Raw genomic sequence first — 19,311 nt, forward strand, 5'->3', positions numbered from 1 at the left:
CCGATCAAGGAGTGATCCATGTCCCTGGCCATCGTCCACAGCCGCGCGCAGGTGGGCGTCGAAGCCCCCGCCGTCACCGTCGAGGCGCACATCGCCAACGGCCTGCCGTCCCTGACCCTGGTGGGCCTGCCGGAAACGGCCGTCAAGGAGAGCAAGGACCGCGTCCGCAGCGCCATCCTCAACAGCGGCTTCGATTTCGCTCCCAGGCGCATCACCCTCAACCTCGCCCCCGCCGACCTGCCCAAGTATTAAGAACAACGCTATTTGATAATGAGTCCATCTCGAGTGAAAATAGACTAGTGCTATTTGATAATCAGAGAGGGCGCGTTGGGGGCTGTAAGACATGAATCCCTAGCACTGGGCGGGGTTTGGCGGATCGCTGCATTCGGCGCAACCGCACCTCACACACCTTCCCCCGGCAATATCTCGTCCGATGTCCGCTTCCTGGTGAAGCTGCGAAATCTAGAAAAAAATCAGAGCAAGATCGTCCAGGTGCCCGTGGGTGAAATGCCGCTGCTTTACCACGAGGCAGTCGTCGTCGACGGATACATCTCTCAGGAAGAACGCTTTCAGCCAAAGCTCCGACAGGGAAACGAACTCCTCGACTACGCACCAAGCAATCTCAGAATCTTCCGCCGCCTGGCCACTGAAAATGACCAACTCATCATCCCCCCAAGCAAGACTGGCACTCCGCCGGCCGATGATGACTTCAACGGTTACTTTCTAGGTATCGGGCAGGATGGTGACCCCTACAGCCTCATCATCCCTGCTGCAGAGGTCCTGCGGTTCTTCTACGCAACGTCCGATAGCTTCACCCGAGCCCTGTTCGACGGGAGCATCCTCGATCCCCATAGCAATCTCTTTTACAACGAGAAGCTGGACGAAGATGGCACCGGCTCCATGATGCTGCGGAAAAGGGTCAGAGACGCCGATGCACGCTATCTGAGCCGCTTCGCCTTCAGCCCCTATGCCATGAAGCAAGCGAAAAGCCTGCACCTGCTTTGGACGGTTAGGAACGCATCCGGAAACCCCGCATTCGTTAGCGTCGTACCACCCATCGATGTCGAGGCTGAAACAGAGTTCCTGTACCGGCAGATAGAAACGCCCGGTCGCACAAGGAAGATGATCACCCGGATCCTGTCATGTAAGTGCCCACCACCATGCCAGCGCCTTCTGACCGGGCGCGAAACCGATGCCAAGCCAGATCCGTCTCCCACGGATGGATCATCTCCGAATGGCGCAATCGAAGGGCATAACGACACCCCACCCGATACGCTCTCGGATCGTCCGCCTACCGGTGAATCGAGCAACTCCATCGAAGACCCGGCCATTGATGAGCGGTTTCCTGCGTTCAACGATGTCGACGTAATCCCTCATAGCAGGGAGCTCGTAGAGGACCGGAGTGACACCACGAAAGCTCGTTTGCTGCCACCTGCGCCAATTTCGACTGGATCGGTGGTACCGGGGAAAGGCACAGGTGGCCCTGTCGCAAGAACCGGGATAAGCGGGGCGTTGAGGCAGAAAAAAGACAGTCGGCATCCAGGTGATACTCCCAAAAAGCTCGCCGATATTGACGCCTCGCCCAATGACCTTGGGCACTCCGCGGTTATCCAGAGGCTGAGATGGATGGAGGTATACACCCAGGCAAGCGTTTGCTACCGAGTGGTCCTGGTCGACCTCTCTACCGTTGGCAATATTCCAGTCAATGTTTACCCCCCGGAAATCAACGGTAGGAAAAAGAAATGGCTATACACCGACGAGGACAACACGAAGCGTCGCTTCGCCATCGTGGCCGAGATTAAGTACCAGGAGCGATATCGATACTTGCTTGAGCTCCAACAGCTTCCTGGCAAGCAGCAGTACTCGACAATCGTGTTCTGGGGCGATCAGGAGGGCTTCATCGAGAGTAGCGACATCGCAAAGCTGCTGCTGTCATGCGCTATCGAGAGCAAAGCCACCCTGGTGGCCGGCGAGTGCCCACATATCCAGTGGGGACGGCTTATCCACTCACAGGCCCCAGAGCACGAATCCAATCGCGAGACAGCACTCCGATACCTTGAGCGCGTCGTGACAGCATCGCCCGTTTTCCCAAATGGCAGGGCCTGCAGGGTGTCCGAGATAGCAGCTGCTGGCTGACTATCCCCGATTTTGCAGTCGAGCAACGGCCTTTTGTTGCTCCCTTACCACAGCCTGCTGCGCTATCCGTTCCTGGATCTGTGTGTAGAGCTGAGCGTGCTCGTTGTCCCGATCAGCTACGGTGACCACCAGCGCATAGGATTCCTTCTCTGCTGCGGAGGGGTTCCAGTCGCGATCCTGCCTGACCACGACCACAAACCACTTTTCACCCGGTCTGCACTGTCGAAGCGTCCAACGTGATGACTGGACCGTACCGTGGTTTCTCAGCTGGGCGGAGATGTCGCGATTGGTGGACTTGGCCTCCTTGAGCACTTCAGTCTCAGCCTTCAGCTCTTGGTTAAAGTGTTTCTGAACTTCGTCCAACGAAGTACCAATAACCAAGCGGTAATTAATCTGAGTGGCCAGGTACTCGATCCTGGTAGTGCGGACCACTGGCGAATAGGCCAGTGTTATCGAGAGCTCACGCGTTCCTCGCGCGGAACGCAGGTAGTCGTCCGGCAAAGGCAGCTCAAAGAACTGGCATCCATCGTTCTCGATGCTTTCCTCCGACATTAGAACCACGACGTTATCGGAAGATCTGAATAGATCGGCCTCACTCACAACTCCATAGCCGGCTACATCCCTTGCCACATCACGGTTGAGGGTAGCCTTGGCCTCCTTGTAGCCCTTTCTGAACTCTTCAGAAAACGAGGAGGTAACCTCATCCGGCAGGTAGGCCTGATTGACCAACATGGCGCGAAGCAAATTAGCTGACGCAGTTGGGTACTCGTTCAGCAAACGCCCGGCCAGGTGAGTGATGTAGGGAGCGGCCAAGCTGGTCCCACTGACCTCTTTGAATACCGTGTTGCCCACCACCTGGTGGTTGAGCGTGAGAACCCCCAAGCCTCGCATGTGCGGCGCCCATTGCGCCTTGGCCTGCCTCATGGGACTCGCGAGGTTGCCACCCGGCGCAACAAGTTCAGGCTTGAGCGCCCCCTTTACCGAAGGGCCGTGCCGTGTGAAGGGCGATGGCTGGTTTTCCGAGGCCGGCGAGAGCTGGTTGATCTCCGGATGTTTCTGGCTGTCAAAAGTGGCGTTATGGCGGGAAATGCTTCCCACCGTCAGCACCGTCATAGCGGGTGCCGGATCGATGATCGCGCTTTGTTCAGCGACAAGGTACTCGGGGTACTCATCACGCCAACTGTTGATCGGAACTGGCGGGTTTTCAGAACCACAGAAGTTACCCGTAGAGACTACGAACAGAATGTTATGCCGCCTGGAAAGGACATCCAGGATATAGGCGAGCCCCCTAACATGTGCGCCATCGTAGGGGGCATTGTTGTTGCCCAACGATAGATTGAAGATTCGGCATCCGAGCTCGACGAAGTGCTCAACCGCTTTTGCCAGTGATGCCTCTAGCGAGAGCTCGTCATAGACCGCATCACCGGTATGCGGGCATTTCTTCATCACCTTTCCGTTGAAAAGCCAGAACTCCGGCCGCCAGAAATTCGAGTTGTTGCAGGCCTCCACGTCGCCATACAGGGCGACACCGGCCACAGCAGTACCGTGACCCGCTTCATCGGCCTCTCCCTCCTCATCGACAAAGGAGGCGCTTTCAGCCATCGCAGGCTTCAACAGAGGGTGGTTCCCGTTGATACCGCTGTCGAGAATGCAGACCCGCGCCGCATCTCCGGGCGGAGAAGGGATGTTTCGAGGTAGCTCATTGATGTCCCGATTCAGCTGCTGAACACTGATCCCGGTGGCTGGAATGAGGTCCACCAGACGGACATCGCGGTGATTCAGCAGTAGCTGTGCTTGCGCAGGAGTCACTTCAACCCGGTACATGAGCAGGCTATCCAGATTGATCTTGTCGAGCCTTTTGATGTGCTCGCCTGCGAGCCACGCCTCGAAAGCATTCGTGAGCAGGATTCGACTTGGGTGGTTCGCGACGTGAACGGGCCACAGCTCGACATCAAGCTTGAAGCTCGGGGTATCCGGCAAGCCGATGTTGGTAAGCGCCCAGCTCATCCGATCTTCTGCCGACCAGGCCTCCACCCCCGCAATGGCCTCCAGGATCTGACGGTAGGTCAAGGCGGCTTCCATGACGCCCAGCTTTCTCAAATGGTCAGCGAACTTGGCCAGGCCGGCTTCCGTCGCGAACACCACGCAGAGCTGCTTGTCCTCTTGGCTGACAAACTCCAACCCATGGGTCGAAAGGTTGGAGAAGGTAAGGGCGCCGTCGTACTTCAGCTTGAGGACGTAGGGGGAGTTTACTGTCGAGCCGATTTGCTTCCTGGCTTGCCCCTCAGCCGTGGCGAAGTAGGCATTGAGCTTTTGACCATGCCCACGACGGTCTTCACGCGTGACGAAATGGGGCGGGTTCTTAGTCCGACGCGAGTTGTCCAGAACTTCCCGTGCAATGCTCAGATGCTTGTAGGTAGCCACTACTTCTTCCTTGAAGGCTCATTTTTAGGACTTCCTGAGGTCCTCCCGTACAAGGGCGCTCTTCAGCTCCTTGATGGTCAGAAACTCTTGCTCCCGCAGGATCATTCGCTTCGCGGCACGACGAATGACTCGCTCAATATCCGCCCCGCTCTTACCTTTAAATTCCTTCAATACTTCCTTGTCGTCAATCTCGAATTGTCGACGGATCCCTCTCAGCTTCAGCGACAAAATCTCCTTCAGCTGCTTCTCGTCCGGGAGCGGAAACTCAATGGACTCATCGAATCGCCGCCAAATGGCGGTGTCCAGGATCTGCTCATGGTTCGTAGCAGCCAAGATCAAACTACGACCTTCGTATGAATCCATCATCTGAAGCACCGCGTTTACTACGCGTCTCAGCTCGCCATGGTCACCACTATCGCCGCGCTCTTTACCGATGGCATCGAATTCATCGAATAGAACCACAAACGGATGTTGGGCAATAAAGTCGAAGACCTTGCGAAGATTGGCAGCCGTTTCACCGAGGAAAGATGAAACCAAAGCATCCAGTCGAACGATAGCTAGCGGCCTATCCAGCTCAAAAGCTACAACCTCAGCTGCCAGCGTCTTTCCGCACCCTGGTGGGCCGAAGAAAATCACCTTGCCTGCGGGCTTCATGCCGTAGCTACGCAGCACATCAGCACGCCGGTTTTCCTCGAGTACTTCCTCGAGTGCAGCAGAACTGCTGGAAGGGAGAATCACTTCATCGAGGGAGCGCTTAGGCGTTCTTATATCCAACAGCGGTAAACCGCGCTCTTTGTCTACGGGAACATCATAGTGAACGCGAGGCGTACTATTGGAAGCCCGCAGATTCAAATCGCTGCCGTAGAGAATTTGCTCAAGATCATTAGCGAGAAGATGGTGCTGCTTCTGCCGCTCTTCTTCGATGACAGCTTGGGAGGCGAGGCGAAACGCATCGGCATCGCCTGCCGTTCCTGCTCTGAACAGCTGACGGAGAATTTTTCCATTGGCCATAGTCACCACCCTCTGAATTATTGCTCACTTCTGTTTTATATAGACAGCGACAAACTCTATCGTGGCTACATAACTTGCAATAACCCGTCTCTCACTTTGAATTTCATAATCAAGGACTCCCTTCCTAATTATATATCTGTACACACTTGACGCTAACACTGTGAAGCAGGGTAGCTGGCATGGCGGCGTAGCCTAGTTCACTTTCAGAAAGCCTTAAACGCCTAGCCCCTAAATTCCGCCGAGCTGCAGCCTGTCATACCACTTCGCGACCGATCGCCAATGCCATCCAGGAGGGAAGGAGCGACCGTACTGAGCTCAAAGCCTGCCAGTCGACTGAAGTCAGCTGCTTACGCAGCTTCTCCATCACCTCGCCTACCTGCGCCTCCCCCATCCAAGCCAGGGCGCGAACGACAGAACCTGCGGTCGTGGCGCCAAGCGATAGCATCCATCTGGGCGCGTGCCGGATCTCTGCCTTCACGTCACCCACTTTAAGCGTACGGGTACGCCCATTGGTGAGAAACACGTCCCCAACTGGGGTTTGTGTGGTGAGGCCCAGCATCTTCGCGGAGCGTTCGCCATCAACCACGATCACTTCCTGGCTCTTTGAGGCCAGGGCACTGACGACCTTCTCCATCGCAGGCGTTCCTTTCCCGAGCGCGCCTGTAGTCGGGGCCACATAGAGCCCGCGAGCTGCTCGAATGAGTTGCCCAACCTTCGCCAATCTTGAAAGCGCCTGATCCACAGCAGCCCGACTTCCCAAGTGCAGGAACTCCTTGGGCGTCAGCATCCCACCTTCAGGCAATCGCCTGCTGTGCTCCAAGATCAATTCGGGGAGGGTCTTCATAGGCCTTAAGCAACTCTCATTACTCGCATGTCAGAAATATTAGTTAATTTCTGACATTGGTCAAGCAATGATCAATACCTCAACCGCCATTCGGCTCAACTCTTCCAACGCCGCGCTGCAGCAGTACGTCTTGAGGCATGCGCTTCAATTTCAGGTACGGGTACGCTTGTAGAGTGGAAGCTCCCCCTCCCCAAAGAGAGGCACGCACCTTGGAGCACCTATTCCAGGTCATCGCATCAGTGCTCTCTGCAGGCCAGATTCTGGCTGCGGAGTGGGAGCGCCCGGACGGTCCGCGAGGTGCCGGCGACAAAGCTGATGTCGACACCGAAATTGAACATGTTCTACGGACTGAGCTGCTGGCTCTGATCGATTGCGACTTCTGGGGAGAGGAGACTGATCGGCGACTGACAGGCGCCGAACTCTGCTGGGTGGTCGACCCAAACGACGGGACAGCCGACTTCCTTCAGGGGCACCGCGGTTCGGCTATTTCCGTCGGATTGCTGCGCAACGCAGAACCAATACTCGGTGTCGTGTACGCCCCTGTGACGGATAGCAGGGGGCCTGACTGCATTGCGTGGGAGACTGGGCTATCCGGCCTTCTAAGAAATGGGCAGCAAATCCAGCCCTGTTTACGCCACCAGGTCCTCACTCCCAACTCTCAGGTTCTGGTGAGCACCGCCGCCAAGACCAAGCCCCAGCTCAACGCTGAACTGTGTGCTCCAGCCGGGTTTTCCCCCATGCCAAGCATCGCTTACCGATTGGCGCTTGCAGCAGCTGGCGAAGCCGTGGCCGGTGTTTCACTGGTCCCCGTGGGTGCGCATGACGTAGTGGCAGGACATGCTCTACTCATTGGGGCCCAGGGCGTATTGTTAGACCAAGACGGCAATCCGATCACTTACAGCCCGCAGATGAACTTGTCGAAGGTCGCTACTCGCTGCTTTGGCGGAGCCCCTGAAGCGTGCGAAGTGCTTTCCCGGCGAAGCTGGGAAAAGCTTTTCACCTGAACCGGACGCACCTCCGAAGACCTCCATGTTGGCCGCGCCTATTCGTGCCGGGACATTTCTTACCGAAATTGGGTGAGTAGGAGTCCAGCTCGTCCGTAGACATCTTGTGCTTGCCAGGGCCGGCGGCCAACGTTGGCTTGGCACAATTGCATTCCGGCCGTGGTTAAAAGTGAAGATTTATTGCCAGCTATTAGGGTGCTGAGGGATGCCATGCCAACATTTAGTGGTTATGTGCAATTATGCGAAAATTCATAATTCCCATAAAGGCTTTGCTCAACGCGTACCACCAGTGGCCAATGGCACTATTCGCGGACTAGCCCTGCCGTCAGCCGGACCCCAGCTCAAAGCTCGAGCAATGCCGCGTTGTTTAGCTCAAATCCCTTGTTTAGCTGTGCAGCTAAACAAGGGATTTGAGCTAAGGATTAATCGATCGTTGGAATCCACTCCGACTTCAGGTTGCGGAACAGGCTCTCCACCGGCGAGCTACCCCGGCAATTCCCCTGGCGGCTCATCTTCTGCTGCATCCGGTAGCGCCAGAGCCAATGCGAAACAGGCAGCTGGCGTAATAGATATCCGGATTCGAATGGAACAGCACCGACCGCAGCTGGCTCTGTTTTGGTAGTCCATGTCCAACCAACACGGCATCCGGCGTGACCGAGAACGCCCAGCAGATCACCCCGCCATGCATGCAGATCCAGAACCGCGACCCGGTGATGTCAGCATCGTGCATTCCGCCACTCGCATATCAAAATGCACAGTGCATGCTCTGACCCGCTTTCTGATGGTGTTACGCAACAGCCCGGTACGCTTGGCTATCTCATGCAAGGACAGTTTGTCGCGAAAAGGACATCCGCCGGATTTCGCCCATCGTTTCCATGCCGGTCACCCTGCGTTTTTCTGCTCAAAAATTGAGCAGACGCAGTTGAACACCTGGGTTAGGTTTCGGTCAGCGGCAACAACCGGTCGTTTCAGACGATTCCTCGAGCTATCGCTCCGAGTACGTCGAGTCGCTTAACGGCGAAGGGGTGCCCTTCAGGGCAGCACTTCACGCGCCTTCTGACCTATGGCAATCCCAGCTTCCGTCCACAGATTGCTGCGAAGCCCACCCGAAGCCAAAAAACGGCGCAAAGCCCGCCGAAAGGAGCGCTAGCGGTTATTGGAGCCAGCCGTCCACTACTTCCGCACTGAACTCCGCTTTCCATGCTTTGAGTACTTTGTGGTTGCCGCCTTTAGCCTGAACAATTTCCCCGGTGTGCGGGTTCTTAAAGGTTTTCACTTGGCGCTTGCGGCGATTGCTGGTCGTCTTCTGCTCAGTTTTGGAAACCGGTTGCGGGTCAATCAGTGCGATGATTCCACGCAGACTCATACCATATTCGGCCATTAGCGAACGTAGTTTACTTTCGAACTCTATTTCGCGCTTCAGTCCTTCATCGTTCTTCATTGCATCCAATTGCTTCAGCTGTTCAGCAAGCTGGGCTTCAAGAGCTTTAAATTCCGCAATCTTCGACATACGGGGATGACCTATTAAATCGGCTGGTGGATTGTGGTGACCATTATCCACCTATGTGTAAGACATTGCACTAGCGCCCTTCTCTCATGACGGTAATTGAAGGGCGTTTTCAGCACTCAGGGCATTCGTAACACTAATCTTCAGTCTTTCGAGCAAGTGCTTGATTATTCATCGCCAGAGCCGGTGCCTTTGCCAGACGAACCTTCAGGTACATCGATCGAGGTTTCCCGGTGCATCCACCTGCACCGTGGCATGCACGATCGAATGGTTTTCCTTTAGCCGCTCAGCGACCAGCGGCGGCAGAGACAAGGGATCGGTACCCAGCGTGGGAACGACATGAACCGTGGCTACACGAGTTTCGTCCGTAAGTGTCCATGCATGGAAATGGCCAACCTCTGCTATCCCCGGCAGGCGTCGGAGATCTTCTACTACTTTTGCGGAATCTAGGCCGCGAGGAGTGGCCTGTAGGAGTACTTGAATTGACTCGTTTACCAGGTTCCAGGCTGAACGTACTACCAGCAGGGCCACCAAGACGGAGAGAATTGGGTCGAGAACGGTCCAGCCAGTAATCATGATGCCAATTGCTGCGGCAATTGCTCCCACCGACCCCAATAAGTCGCCAAGCACATGGAGAAAGGCTCCCCGCAGGTTGCTGTCGTTCTGGCTGCCCATGCGCAGGATCAAGAATCCAGCGATATTTATCACCAGACCTATCACCGCGACGATGAGCATGGGGCCAGCAAGCACTTCTGTCGGCTCGCGAAAGCGTTCTATGGCTTCCCATACGATCCAGGAAACCAAGACTAGAAGGGCCGCACCATTTGCGAGCGCCGCGAGCACACGTACTCGATGAAATCCGTAGGTGCGCGTTGAGTCTGCTGCTCGCATGGCCACACGGTACGCAATCAGAGCTAACAGCAACGCTGCCGCATCCGACACCATATGACCAGCGTCGGCAATCAGCGCGAGAGAGCCAGATAACCATCCGCCAATTGCCTGTATCAGGGCATAGCCGGCAGTTAAAACAAACACAAAGCGAATACGACGGACATTTCCTTCGCTCACGGTGGGGGCGTGGCTATGCCCCTCATCGCCATGATCGTGCGCTTCATGCTCATGGTGGTGGTCGCTTTCGGGATGTCGCATCGCTCTCTCCCCTGTTCTTTGATTGCAAGCCTAGCTGATCGAGAAGAACGGAAGCCACGCAAAGCTTGGAAACTTCGATCTCTTACTCGCGTTGTCCCATCTATAGAGTGGTTGCAGAATCCAAAGGCTCGTTGCCCTAAAAAGGGGAAAAGACGTCAGATCGCCAAACATAAGCATGGATGCGAACCTTAGGCTTACAGCGGGCTATCTACTTTCGGGAAATTCAAACGAAAGGTTGTCGGTCCGCCCGGTGTGCTGCTGACCTCCACGGTACCTTGGTGCAGACTCATGATTGATCGGACGATTGCCAAACCAAGCCCTGTACCACCTTCAGCTCGAGACCGGCTTTTATCTACACGGTAGAAGCGTTCAAACAAGTAAGGAAGGTGCTGGGATGGAATTCCAATTCCGGGATTTTCTACGGAAATCGAAATAGTTTCAGCGCTCTTCTGTATCTGAATGGAAATAATTGCCCCGATGGGGCTGTGCCTGATGGCATTTGAAAGTAGATTGGAAATAGCACGCTGTATCATTAGCCGATCACCATATGTTCCCCCATTGCCAGACACTTTAAGCTCAATCTTTTTTTCTTCCGCGGTGAGCGCAAAGAGATCGGCAACTCGTATAGCTTCATCGCCTAGAGATATTTTTTCGAATGTTATGAGAGATGTTGGATGGCTGACTTGGGCTAAGAACAACATGTCAGAAACGATGCGGGTTACACGTTCAAGCTCTTCTGTACAGGACTCCAGAACTGCTTTGTATTCTTCCGGTGGGCGATCTCGCGAAAGGGTAACCTGTGCCTTACCCATGAGGTTGGTAATTGGCGAGCGCAGTTCGTGCGCTAGATCGTCTGAGAATTGCGATAATTGCTGAACTCCACTATCCAGTCGATGCAGCATGAAATTTATTCCATGAGCCAGCTCGCTGAGCTCTTCCGGAAGCTTGTCGACTGATATCCGAGGGGACAGGTCTTGAGTAGACACCAGAGAAGCGACGTGCCGGATGTGCCGCAGGGGGGAAAGCCCCCGCCTCACGATCCACCAAGCTCCTATTCCGATCAAGGCTAGGAGAAAGGGGACAGTAGCTAAAGTAGATCGTAAGTAGGCACTTAGAAGCACCTCGTCATCCATACGATCGATTGATAGCACGATCCGAACTTGATCTCCGTCTTGTAGGCTCATCAGTCGCGAGGCCGTCAAGATATTGTGACCTTCTGAATTAGACCATCTGAATAACTTTGTCTCAGCACCTTTCAATAAATTTTTGAGTGCTGGATCAAGTGAGTTCTTCCCGACGCTGAACAATACTTGCGAATCTGCGTCTTCATCCAAGATGGTGAGATGTAAATTATCATGACCAACGACAGTATCCAGAAGAGCGTGTGGGCGGCCAGATATTTCAAAAGAATCCATATCCGCAGACAATGTGTGTTGAATTTGCTTGAGCTTGTCCTCAAGACTTTCTTCCGCCAGATTGTCGAGTTCGCGAGTCAAGGCAAAATAAGCAAGCGCGGCGAGTAGAACCACTAGCGCCGCTCCCATCATGCTTACCGAAAGTCCAAGTCGCATCGATAAACTACGCAACCTCATCCTCGATCCTCGAGGACGTACCCAACCCCTCTCAATGTATGTATTAGCTTCTTCTTGAATGGGTCGTCAATCTTGGCGCGCAACCTTCTAATGGATACTTCAACGACATTTGTATCGCAGTCGAAGTTCATGTCCCAGACCAAGGAAATGATCTGCGAGCGAGATAGAACTTCACCAGATCGCCTCATTAGCAGGTGTAATAGCGCAAACTCCTTGGTGGTTAGGTCAATTCGCTGCTCGCCTCGAAAAGCCCTATGTCTCGCGGGATATAACTCAAGATCTGCCACTCGCAGCGCATCGACAACGGGAACCTTATCGCTTCTGCGCAACAAGGTACGCACTCGGGCTAAAAGCTCAGGAAACTCAAAGGGCTTTACTAAATAGTCGTCCGCCCCCAAATCAAAACCCTTGATCTTGTCTGAAAGTCGACCTCGCGCTGTTAGCATCATTATTCTGGTGCTGCCGTCTTTGCGAATGTGCTCGAGTACGCCCCAGCCATCAATTTCAGGCATGTTTACATCAAGTATTACTAAGTCGTATGCATGCTGTCTAACCAGATGAATTCCGTCCACCCCATTGTTTGCGACATCAACGACATAGCCATTTTCACTAAGCCCTTGATGCAGGTACTCGGCAGTTTTCGGTTCATCTTCTACAACAAGAATTCGCATTTAAAGCTCACCGGAATATTATTTGGTCCTTGCCATTTGCATCCTATAGCCAACCGCCAGAGCGATACGTATCTAAACTGGCCAATTATGTGGATGCGGCAGCACGAGAGACTGTCGACGCTAAAGCCTGTAGTGGCTTCAGGGTCAAGCCCTGAGGAGCCAAACGGTATTAGTCCATGTACATCGCGACACTTCGTCGCACCTATATTTTGGCGAGCCCATAAGCTTCGCCAGCATGCAAGGCGCTAAAGCACCTTAGAGCTTATTGCTTTGTTTCTAGGTATTGCTGCATTGCCGAGAACCATACTAATACAAGCCGAAATAAGATGGACCCTTGATTACATAATTGTAATTTTCCAGTCACCTTGCTGATAAGTTCATGAATTTACTCTGCTCGGAAGATGGCGAGACCTTGTCAACTCGACCCGGCCTCGCACGAGGGGACCATGCCAAGATTTTTTGGAAGTGCTGTCCGCCACCTACCTGTGTGGCCAGAGAGGATATTAAAATTGCAGGAAAACAAACTTCAGAAAACTCTTGCAGTATCACTGAAGGGGATAATTGCACTACTTGCTGCCACTACGGCCGCTATATCTTGGGCCGGTGAGCAAGGCAGTCTTCCAACAGACGTTCGGGGTATGTCAATCGGGTCCGCAATAGAGTCTGCTCTTGCCAACAACCCTGATATGGCTGCAGCTGAATGGGATGCATCTATCGCACAGGGAGAAAGACAACAAGCTGGGCTGATTCCTAACCCGGAGATTTCCTGGGAGGCAGAAGACACTCGAAGCGACACCAGAACAACTACCGTTCAAATCACCCAACCAATCGAGCTGGGTGGCAAGCGCGGGGCTCGGATTCAACTCGCCGAGCGCGGGCAGGATGTCGTGGCGGTAGACCTGCAACGTAAACGAAATGCCCTGCGGGCAGGTGTAATCCAAGCTTTCTATGGAGCTCTTCGCGCGCAAGCGCGACTGGACCTTGCCGAAGAATCCTTGTCCGTCGCTGAACGAGGAAAGGCTGCGGTCGATGGTCGTATTCGGGCGGGGAAGTCCTCTCCTGTGGAGGGTACTCGGGCTCAGGTACAACTTTCTGAAGTGCGCTTAGAGGTGAACCGCGCAAATATGGCGCTTTCGAACGCCTATCAGCAACTAGACGCGATCATCGGCTCCTCTAGCTCTTCTGAAGCCAAGATCCAGGGGGATGCGGCCCACCTGCCACGGATCCCGACCGCTTCGGCGTTACAACGACTTCTTCCCGAAACAGCCGAAATGCGGCTAACCGCCATTCAAATAACCCAGCAGGAAGCCTCTTTGGGCTTGGAGAAGGCGCAACGCATTCCCGATCTGAACATCAGTATTGGCAGTCAGTACAGCGAGGAAGATCGGGAGCGGGTGAACGTCGTCGGTTTCTCGATGCCCATTCCGCTCTTCAATCGGAACCAGGGCAATGTTCTGGCTGCAGCGCGAAGAGCGGATCAGGCGCGGGATCTGCGAAATGCAACGGAGCTTCGTCTTCGCACGGAGACGCAACAAGCCTTGGAGCAATGGTCCACTGCCGCAAAGGAGGTTGAATCCTTCGAGGGAAGCATCCTGCCGGCAGCCCAGTCTGCAGTCGACAGCGCCACACGCGGGTTTGAAATGGGCAAGTTCAGTTTCCTCGACGTGCTTGATGCCCAGCGTGCATTGATTGCTGCCCGTACTCAATACATCCAATCAATTGCGGAGGCGACGGATGCCTGGGTACGGATTGAGCGCATTTTTGGTGACGTTTCGAAGCTCTCTTCGGAGTTCTAACTCTATTCGAGGCGGGTTCAAAAGGTGGGCCGCAAGAAGTTTCTGATTGGTCTGATCTGCATCGCTTCACTGCTCATTGCTTTCAAACGTCAAGTCGAACATGACATGGCGATTCCTGAGCATTGGTGCATCCACGATCTACATCAGGCTCTGAGTTCCTTTTTCTCCAAGACGGTGCGGAGTTAGCTGGTTTTTCTTCGCTATCGCTGAGCCAAATTGATTCAGGAGTCTTCATGGGTAAGAGAAAAAAAATTGCGATTGCTGTAGCTCTGGCAGTCGGGCTGGGTGCTAGTGCGCTCGTAATGTACGAAGGGGAGAAAGAAGCCTCTACCGAGGAGCACGGCCACGAAGAGCCAGATGCTCATCGCGAGCGCGAACATCACGATGGAGAACAGGAGAAGACCCATTCTGATGCGGATGATCATGCCGACTCCGAACATCATGCAGAATCCGAAGCCAAGGGTCCAAACGGGGGGATTCTCTTTAGCCACGATGACATCGGGCTTGAGTTGGTAGCCCCTGAGGACGCAGAAGGACAGACGCCGATGTCGGTCTTCCTCTTCAAGGATAACAATCCCGTCAAAGCGGACCGTGCCACTACCGTTGAGATGACCATTCGCCGACCGACAGGGGAAACCAGTACGGTCGTTTTCGAACCCAAGGCCAATGGATATTTCAGCCAGGCAGGAATTGCTGAACCGCATGTATTTGATGCCGAGATTCTGCTCGTGCTGAACGGCAAAACGTTCACGTTTGGCTACAGCAAGGAAGAGGGCAAGTTGGAGCTCTCCCCTGAGCAGATCAAGGCAGCCCGAATTGGCGTGGCAACGGCTCAGCCGAGGGCGATGAGTACTTCGCTCTCGTTACCGGGCGAGATCCGTTTCGATGAGGACCGAACCGCTCATGTGGTACCTCGCGTGGCAGGTGTTGTGGAGTCTGTTGCGGTCAACTTGGGGCAAGCTGTTAAGAAGGGAGACCTGCTGGCCGTCATTGCCAGTCAGCAGATTTCCGATCAGCGCAGCGAGTTGGCGGCCAGCCAACGCCGGGTAGAACTTGCTCGGACCACCTTCGAACGAGAGCGTCAGCTCTGGAAAGACAAGATCTCAGCCGAACAGGACTACCTGCAGGCGCGCCAAGGGCTTCAGGAAGCAGAGATCGCTCTCAATAATGCCCGACAGAAGATGAGTGCCCTTAGCGGTGGAATCACGTTGGCGGGCGGGAATCGTTACGAGCTTCGCGCACCATTCGATGGTGTGGTGGTGGAGAAGCACCTGGTATCAGGCGAAGTGGTCAACGAATCCAGCAATGCCTTCACCCTGTCGGACCTTTCCAGGGTCTGGGCCACTTTCAATGTGTCACCCAAGGACCTGAGTCGGGTACAGGTTGGCCGTCCAGTGAAGATTAGCGCTCCCGAGCTCAACGCCGAAGTCACCGGCTCCGTGTCCTACGTTGGCAATCTTCTGGGGGAGCAGACCCGCACCGCCACGGCTCGCGCGACACTCGAGAATCCTCAAGGCTCGTGGCGTCCCGGACTGTTCGTCTCAGTGTTGCTAGCCACCGAATCCCATGCGGCCCCGGTTACTGTGCCCGAGGAAGCAATTCAGACCATTGAGGACAAGCCTGCCGTGTTCATTCGCGTCGATGGTGGCTTCGTCGCTCAGCCGGTGGTACTGGGCACGCGCGACAGCGGCCATGTGGAAATCAAACAGGGCTTGAAGAGCGGAATTGAGATCGCCTCTACGGGAAGCTTCATCCTGAAGTCGGAACTGGGCAAAGGCTCTGCCGAACACTCCCACTGATCCTCACTCTGCCGAGTAACCGACCATGTTTGAACGCATTATTCAATTCGCCATTGAGCAGCGCATGATCGTGCTTCTCGCGGTCCTTGGAATGGCCGGGTTGGGGATCGCCAGCTATCAGAAGCTGCCGATTGACGCAGTACCCGATATCACCAACGTCCAAGTTCAGATCAATACCGCTGCTGCAGGTTTTTCCCCGTTGGAAACCGAGCAGCGCATTACTTTCCCCATCGAAACCGCGATGGCGGGGTTGCCCGCTCTTAAGCAGACCCGCTCCCTCTCTCGCTCAGGGCTGTCCCAAGTCACGGTCATTTTCGAAGACGGTACCGACCTCTTTTTTGCTCGCCAACTGGTCAACGAGCGTCTGCAGGTTGCCCGCGAGCAACTGCCCGTGGGTACCGAGACAGTTATGGGCCCCATCTCCACCGGCCTCGGCGAGATCTTCCTATGGACTGTAGAAGCCGAAGAGGGTGCACTGAAGGAGGATGGGACCCACTACACCCCCACTGATCTCAGGGTTATCCAGGATTGGATCATCAAACCTCAGTTGCGCAATGTCCCCGGTGTTGCCGAAATCAATACCATCGGCGGCTTCGCGAAAGAGTTTCAGATCGCCCCGGACCCCAAACGGTTAGCCGCCTACAAGCTCACGCTCACGGATTTGGTCACTGCACTCGAGCGCAACAACGCCAACGTGGGAGCCGGGTACATCGAGCGAGGCGGCGAGCAACTACTCATCCGTGCTCCTGGCCAGGTAGGCACGACTGAAGACATCGCCAACATCGTTATCGCCAATGTCGACGGCACACCGATTCGTGTGCGGAACATCGCGGATGTCTCCATCGGACGAGAACTTCGCACGGGTGCGGCAACGGAGAATGGCCGCGAAGTAGTTCTTGGTACCGTCTTCATGCTGATCGGCGAGAACAGCCGAAGCGTGTCACAGGCCGTCGCCAGGAGGCTGGAGGACATAAATCGTACCCTGCCCGAAGGCGTGAAGGCGGTAACTGTCTATGACCGGACCAACCTGGTGGACAAAGCCATCACCACAGTGAGGAAGAACCTGATCGAGGGAGCGATTCTTGTAATTGCGATCCTCTTCCTGTTCCTCGGCAACATTCGCGCAGCGATCATCACCGCAATGGTGATTCCGTTGTCGATGCTGTTCACCTTCACCGGTATGTTCTCCAACAAGGTCAGCGCCAACCTCATGAGCCTGGGGGCGCTGGACTTCGGCATCATTGTCGATGGAGCGGTGGTGATTGTGGAGAACGCCATTCGCCGGCTGGCTCATGCCCAGCAACATCATGGCCGTATGCTGACCCGCTCCGAGCGCATGCATGAAGTGTTCGCTGCTTCCAGAGAGGCTCGGCGACCGCTCATTTTCGGCCAATTGATCATCATGGTCGTCTATCTGCCGATCTTCGCCCTCACCGGCGTCGAGGGCAAAATGTTCCATCCCATGGCCTTCACCGTGGTGATCGCGCTTCTAGGCGCAATGATCCTCTCCATTACCTTCGTTCCAGCGGCCATTGCGCTGTTCATCACGGGCAAGGTCAAGGAGGAGGAGAACGTTGTGATGCGCACCGCTCGCCAAGGTTATGCGCCGATTCTCCAGTGGGTCATGGCGCATCGGCCGATTGCATTCGCGCTGGCCGTTGCAGCAGTGGTGCTCTCCGGTGTGATGGCAAGCCGTATGGGGAGCGAGTTCGTACCGAGCCTAAGTGAAGGTGACTTTGCATTGCAGGCATTACGGGTACCTGGGACCAGCCTTTCTCAATCGGTGGAGATGCAGCAACGTCTGGAGGAGTCCGTAATAGCGCAGGTCCCTGAAGTAGAAAGAATCTTCGCCCGCACCGGTACCGCCGAAATCGCCTCGGACCCGATGCCACCGAATATTTCCGATAGCTACGTTATGCTCAAACCCAAGGATCAATGGCCTGATCCAGGTAAGTCCCGCGAACAGCTAATTGAGGATATTCAGAAGGCCAGTGCTGCGGTGCCAGGCAGCAACTACGAACTCTCCCAGCCAATCCAGTTACGCTTCAACGAATTGATCTCCGGCGTCCGAAGCGACGTGGCAGTGAAGATATTCGGGGATGACATGGAGGTGCTGAACAAGTCTGCAGCTGAGATCGCCGCCGCCCTCGGTAAGATTGACGGCGCATCGGAAGTGAAGGTGGAGCAGACAACTGGCCTGCCGGTGTTGACCATTAACATCGATCGGGAAAAAGCCGCGCGCTATGGTCTCAACGTCGGTGATGTTCAGGACACCATTTCCGTTGCTGTAGGCGGGCGCCAGGCCGGCACGCTGTTCGAAGGAGACCGGCGATTTGAGATGGTGGTCCGCCTTTCTGACCAACTGCGGACCGATATCGATGGCTTGTCGAGGCTACTGATTCCAGTGCCTGCACCGGCGAACAGCACTACCAATCAGATCGCTTTTATTTCTCTCTCGGAGGTGGCGAGCCTGGATCTCGTGCTAGGCCCCAATCAAATCAGCCGGGAGAATGGTAAGCGCCTAATTGTCGTGAGTGCCAACGTCCGAGGACGGGATATCGGTTCCTTCGTTCAAGAAGCAGGAGATCGTATTGCCCAGGATGTAAAAATCCCGGCGGGCTATTGGACCACCTGGGGCGGGCAGTTCGAGCAACTCCAATCCGCTGCCAAGCGGCTGCAGATCGTGGTACCGGTCGCCCTACTACTGGTGTTTGCACTGCTATTCATGATGTTCAACAACATCAAGGATGGTCTGCTGGTCTTCACTGGAATTCCCTTTGCACTGACGGGGGGTGTGTTGGCCCTCTGGCTGCGGGATATCCCCTTGTCGATCTCGGCTGGAGTTGGCTTCATCGCCTTGTCGGGGGTTGCCGTGCTCAATGGTTTGGTGATGATTTCCTTCATCCGCAATCTGCGGGAAGAAGGACTATCGCTGGACAGGGCTATCACTGAGGGAGCACTCACCCGTTTGCGTCCGGTACTGATGACTGCCTTGGTAGCTTCTCTCGGCTTTGTGCCCATGGCGCTCGCCACTGGAACCGGGGCCGAGGTTCAGCGGCCGCTGGCCACCGTGGTGATCGGGGGCATCTTGTCGTCAACTGCATTGACGCTGCTGGTTCTCCCAGCGCTGTATCACTGGGCTTATCGTCGCGACCTGGAAGAGGAAGAATCTCCGACTACCGCTCCAGACGGGCTTCCGCAAAGCGAATGACCGTGTCCCCGCATCCGCTGAGCGGATGCGGGGCCGTTTCTAGCAACGTGATTCAGCGTCCATCTCATCGAGCAGGCGATGCATCGCTGAATCGCTACCCCTTGTCGATACTGCAGCTCCCAGTCATTTTCCCAAGCACTTGAACCGCTATGCTCAGCTTCAGGTCA

The 19,311-nt window shown here is 55.1% G+C and carries 13 protein-coding genes and 1 pseudogene; 6 read left to right on the plus strand and 8 right to left on the minus strand.

Annotation, left to right across the window (positions count from 1 at the left end):
- Positions 1–18 precede the first annotated feature (18 nt).
- Together KF707C_RS27675 and KF707C_RS27680 are read left to right on the plus strand one after the other, a co-directional pair.
- Positions 19–246 (plus strand): annotated as a pseudogene (locus KF707C_RS27675) (magnesium chelatase domain-containing protein); the annotation flags it as partial.
- A gap of 60 nt (positions 247–306) precedes the next feature.
- On the plus strand, positions 307–2,136 hold the full coding sequence (locus KF707C_RS27680) for a hypothetical protein (protein ID WP_131679706.1): 1,830 nt from the start codon (positions 307–309) through the stop codon (positions 2,134–2,136).
- Here the strand turns inward: KF707C_RS27680 and KF707C_RS27685 are convergent, their stop codons facing one another.
- From KF707C_RS27685 to KF707C_RS27695, 3 genes are all read right to left on the minus strand, one after another.
- Positions 2,137–4,560 (minus strand): S8 family peptidase, encoded by a 2,424-nt coding sequence (locus tag KF707C_RS27685; RefSeq protein WP_003457601.1) that lies wholly within the window; start codon positions 4,558–4,560, stop codon positions 2,137–2,139.
- 24 nt (positions 4,561–4,584) lie between these two features.
- Entirely contained in the window at positions 4,585–5,571 is a 987-nt protein-coding gene (locus tag KF707C_RS27690) for an AAA family ATPase (protein ID WP_003457602.1), read from the minus strand.
- 253 nt (positions 5,572–5,824) lie between these two features.
- Entirely contained in the window at positions 5,825–6,415 is a 591-nt protein-coding gene (locus KF707C_RS27695) for a DUF6088 family protein (protein ID WP_036994531.1), read from the minus strand.
- A gap of 209 nt (positions 6,416–6,624) precedes the next feature.
- Between KF707C_RS27695 and KF707C_RS27700 the strand changes: the two genes are divergently transcribed.
- On the plus strand, positions 6,625–7,419 hold the full coding sequence (locus KF707C_RS27700; RefSeq protein WP_036994534.1) for an inositol monophosphatase family protein: 795 nt from the start codon (positions 6,625–6,627) through the stop codon (positions 7,417–7,419).
- Between the two features lie 508 nt (positions 7,420–7,927).
- Here KF707C_RS27700 and KF707C_RS29250 read toward each other — a convergent pair.
- The 5 genes from KF707C_RS29250 to KF707C_RS27720 form a co-directional block, all read right to left on the minus strand.
- Positions 7,928–8,149: a hypothetical protein gene (locus KF707C_RS29250; protein WP_131679707.1), complete on the minus strand. Its 222-nt coding sequence runs from the start codon at positions 8,147–8,149 to the stop codon at positions 7,928–7,930.
- A 423-nt stretch (positions 8,150–8,572) separates the two neighbouring features.
- Complete coding sequence (locus KF707C_RS27705) at positions 8,573–8,929, minus strand: histone-like nucleoid-structuring protein, MvaT/MvaU family (protein WP_036994536.1); 357 nt, start codon at positions 8,927–8,929, stop codon at positions 8,573–8,575.
- 204 nt (positions 8,930–9,133) lie between these two features.
- Positions 9,134–10,075: a cation diffusion facilitator family transporter gene (locus KF707C_RS27710; protein WP_036994538.1), complete on the minus strand. Its 942-nt coding sequence runs from the start codon at positions 10,073–10,075 to the stop codon at positions 9,134–9,136.
- A gap of 194 nt (positions 10,076–10,269) precedes the next feature.
- Positions 10,270–11,667 (minus strand): heavy metal sensor histidine kinase, encoded by a 1,398-nt coding sequence (locus tag KF707C_RS27715; protein ID WP_003457604.1) that lies wholly within the window; start codon positions 11,665–11,667, stop codon positions 10,270–10,272.
- Complete coding sequence (locus KF707C_RS27720; RefSeq protein WP_036994539.1) at positions 11,664–12,338, minus strand: heavy metal response regulator transcription factor; 675 nt, start codon at positions 12,336–12,338, stop codon at positions 11,664–11,666. Before KF707C_RS27720 ends, KF707C_RS27715 begins: the two co-directional genes overlap by 4 nt.
- A gap of 446 nt (positions 12,339–12,784) precedes the next feature.
- Here KF707C_RS27720 and KF707C_RS27725 point away from each other — a divergent pair, with 446 nt between their 5' ends.
- From KF707C_RS27725 to KF707C_RS27735, 3 genes are all read left to right on the plus strand, one after another.
- Positions 12,785–14,134: a TolC family protein gene (locus KF707C_RS27725; protein ID WP_003457605.1), complete on the plus strand. Its 1,350-nt coding sequence runs from the start codon at positions 12,785–12,787 to the stop codon at positions 14,132–14,134.
- Between the two features lie 545 nt (positions 14,135–14,679).
- Entirely contained in the window at positions 14,680–15,933 is a 1,254-nt protein-coding gene (locus KF707C_RS27730; RefSeq protein WP_003457606.1) for an efflux RND transporter periplasmic adaptor subunit, read from the plus strand.
- 25 nt (positions 15,934–15,958) lie between these two features.
- A complete protein-coding gene (locus KF707C_RS27735) occupies positions 15,959–19,144 on the plus strand; it encodes a CusA/CzcA family heavy metal efflux RND transporter (protein WP_003457607.1) in 3,186 nt (1,061 codons plus the stop codon).
- The last annotated feature ends 167 nt before the right edge of the window (positions 19,145–19,311 follow it).

Origin of the sequence: Pseudomonas furukawaii (assembly GCF_002355475.1) — a bacterium.
Lineage (GTDB): Bacteria > Pseudomonadota > Gammaproteobacteria > Pseudomonadales > Pseudomonadaceae > Metapseudomonas > Metapseudomonas furukawaii.

Excerpts from the sequence above, each read along its gene's own strand:
- KF707C_RS27690 (WP_003457602.1), bottom strand. The coding sequence starts at position 5,571 with ATGGCCAATGGAAAAATTCTCCGTCAGCTGTTCAGAGCAGGAACGGCA.
- KF707C_RS27695 (WP_036994531.1), bottom strand. The coding sequence starts at position 6,415 with ATGAAGACCCTCCCCGAATTGATCTTGGAGCACAGCAGGCGATTGCCT.
- KF707C_RS29250 (WP_131679707.1), bottom strand. The coding sequence starts at position 8,149 with ATGCACGATGCTGACATCACCGGGTCGCGGTTCTGGATCTGCATGCAT.
- KF707C_RS27705 (WP_036994536.1), bottom strand. The coding sequence starts at position 8,929 with ATGTCGAAGATTGCGGAATTTAAAGCTCTTGAAGCCCAGCTTGCTGAA.
- KF707C_RS27710 (WP_036994538.1), bottom strand. The coding sequence starts at position 10,075 with ATGCGACATCCCGAAAGCGACCACCACCATGAGCATGAAGCGCACGAT.
- KF707C_RS27715 (WP_003457604.1), bottom strand. The coding sequence starts at position 11,667 with ATGAGGTTGCGTAGTTTATCGATGCGACTTGGACTTTCGGTAAGCATG.
- KF707C_RS27720 (WP_036994539.1), bottom strand. The coding sequence starts at position 12,338 with ATGCGAATTCTTGTTGTAGAAGATGAACCGAAAACTGCCGAGTACCTG.
- KF707C_RS27725 (WP_003457605.1), top strand. The coding sequence starts at position 12,785 with ATGCCAAGATTTTTTGGAAGTGCTGTCCGCCACCTACCTGTGTGGCCA.
- KF707C_RS27730 (WP_003457606.1), top strand. The coding sequence starts at position 14,680 with ATGTCGGTCTTCCTCTTCAAGGATAACAATCCCGTCAAAGCGGACCGT.
- KF707C_RS27735 (WP_003457607.1), top strand. The coding sequence starts at position 15,959 with ATGTTTGAACGCATTATTCAATTCGCCATTGAGCAGCGCATGATCGTG.